Genomic DNA, 2,638 nt, shown 5'->3' on the forward strand with positions numbered 1-2,638 from the left:
GTGAGGATGATGAGGGTGCGGTTGATAAGGGTGATGCCCACCCCCGGCCCCTCCCGCAGGCGGGAGGGGAGCAGGTTGTTTCAACTCCTCAGCCCGTGAAACCAACCATCAAAACTCCCCTCCCGCAAGCGGGAGGGGTTGGGGGAGGGCCAGCGACATCGCAATCCCACGACCGCGTCAAAGCCAGCCCACTCGCCAAACGTATTGCCGGGAACAAGGGTCTTGATCTCACCACAATCTCAGGCACTGGCCCCAATGGCCGCATCGTGAAAGCCGACGTAGAAGCGATCTCCGGCGAAGGCCGGAGCGACGCTGTGGCGCCGGTTCTGGATCCCGGCCTTCGCCGGGAAACACCAGCTCCAACGCAGGCAATTGACACCGACATCCCGCATGAGGTCGTCAAGCTCAGCAATATGCGCAAGACCATCGCGCGCCGCTTGACCGAGAGCAAACAGACCGTTCCACATATTTATCTGACCGTAGATGTCCGCTTGGACGCCTTATTGAAGCTGCGCGGCGAATTGAACGCCAGCCTTGAAGGCCGCGGCATCAAGCTGTCGGTCAATGATATGTTGATCAAGGCGCTGGCGCTGGCGCTGGTTCAGGTGCCAAAGTGCAATGTCAGCTTCGCCGGTGACAATATGCTGCAATATGCCCGTGCCGACATCAGCGTGGCTGTTTCGGTGCCCACTGGCTTGATTACGCCAATTATCACCGATGCCGCGAACAAGTCGCTGTCCAAAATCTCGACCGAAGTGGCCGAACTCGCGGCCCGCGCCAAGGAAGGCAAGCTGCAACCGCATGAATATCAGGGTGGCACCGCGTCGATCAGCAACATGGGCATGATGGGCATCAAACAATTCGACGCCGTCATCAACCCGCCACAAGCGATGATCCTAGCGGTCGGGGCAGGGGAAAAGCGGCCCTATATCGTCGATGACGCCCTCGCCATCGCCACGGTAATGTCCGCCACCGGCAGCTTCGACCACCGCGCCATCGACGGCGCAGACGGCGCAATGTTTATGAAAGTCTTCAAGGAATTGGTGGAGAAGCCTTTGGGGTTGGTGGCTTGATATGGTGAAGAATGTCACCGCCTAACCCCTCTCCCCTTGCGGGAGAGGGAGGGGCCCGCCGCGTAGCGGTGGGAGGGTGTGGGGTCGCGTCGCGTGGAGCGACGCGGCCTTTTGCTTCGGATAAACGAGATATGTTGGTACAAATCACACCCAACCTTCTCCCGCAAGGGGAGAGGGCTTTAGAGAGAAGCCAAAATGTCTAATTACGACCTCATCGTCCTCGGTTCCGGTCCCGGTGGCTACGTCGCCGCCATCCGCGCCGCGCAGCTTGGGTTGAAAGTCGCGATTGTCGAGCGCGAGAATCTCGGCGGGATTTGCCTCAACTGGGGGTGCATCCCGACCAAGGCGTTGCTGCGTTCGGCGGAGATTTATCATTATATGCAACATGCGGGCGATTATGGCCTGACCGCCGCCAATATCAGCGCGGATATCGACGCGGTGGTCAAGCGGTCGCGTGGCGTTGCCAAGCAGTTGAATCAGGGCGTCACGCATCTGATGAAGAAGAACAAGATCACCGTCCATATGGGCGACGGCAAACTGATCGCCGCGAACACATTAACTGTTACCAAAGACGGCAAGACCGAGGAACTAACCGCAAAGAACATCATCGTCGCCACCGGCGCACGGGCACGGGATTTGCCCTTTGCGCCTGCCGATGGAAAGCGCATCTGGACCTATCGCCATGCGATGGTGCCGCCCGAAATGCCGAAAAAGCTGCTCGTGATTGGGTCCGGTGCGATTGGCATTGAGTTTGCGAGTTTCTACAATGATATGGGAGCCGAAGTGACCGTCGTTGAGATGCTGGATCGTATCGTGCCGGTCGAGGACGCCGATGTCTCTATTTTCCTAGAAAAGGCGCTGACCAAACAGGGCATGACGATCATGACCGGGGCAGGGGTTGAAAGCCTGAAAGCCAGCGCGACGGGTGTTTCTGCTGCGATCAAGGGCAAGGACGGCAAGGTCGCCCAATCGGAATTTACGCATTGCATCGTTGCCATTGGCATAGTCCCCAATACCGAAAATATCGGGTTGGAAGCGCTTGGCGTCGAAATGGATCGCGGCTTCCTGAAAACCGACCCGTTGTGCCGCACAAACGTGCGCGGCCTTTGGGCGATTGGCGACATTACCGCCCCGCCTTGGTTGGCACATAAGGCAAGCCATGAAGGCGTGATCGCCGCCGAAGCCATTGCAGGCGGCCACCCAGTTGCCATGGACCCGCTGAACATTCCCGGCTGCACCTATTGCCATCCGCAAGTCGCGAGTGTCGGCCTAACCGAGGCCAAGGCAAAAGAGGCTGGCTACGACGTCAAGGTCGGCAATTTCCCGTTCTTGGGCAATGGCAAGGCAATTGCGTTGGGCGAGGCAGAAGGCTTTATTAAAACCGTCTTCGACGCCAAGACCGGTGAGTTGCTTGGGGCGCATATGGTTGGCGCGGAGGTAACCGAGTTGATCCAAGGCTACACCATCGGCAAAACCGCCGAATTGGTAGAGGCCGATTTCATGCACACCGTCTTCCCGCATCCAACCTTGAGCGAGATGATGCACGAGAGCGTGCTCGGCGCTTA

Annotated in this window: 2 protein-coding genes; both read left to right on the forward strand. The window is 58.5% G+C overall.

Going from position 1 to position 2,638, the window contains the following annotated elements; all coding sequences use genetic code 11:
• Positions 1–1,073 (forward strand): 2-oxo acid dehydrogenase subunit E2 (locus HEQ34_RS14095; protein ID WP_296201539.1); only part of this gene is annotated, 1,073 nt, incomplete at its 5' end.
• A 195-nt stretch (positions 1,074–1,268) separates the two neighbouring features.
• The coding region (lpdA, locus tag HEQ34_RS14100; protein WP_296201540.1) for a dihydrolipoyl dehydrogenase at positions 1,269–2,638 on the forward strand (1,370 nt) is incomplete at its 3' end.

The sequence above is a fragment of the Sphingorhabdus sp. genome (genome assembly GCF_023910635.1).
Lineage (GTDB): Bacteria > Pseudomonadota > Alphaproteobacteria > Sphingomonadales > Sphingomonadaceae > Sphingorhabdus_B.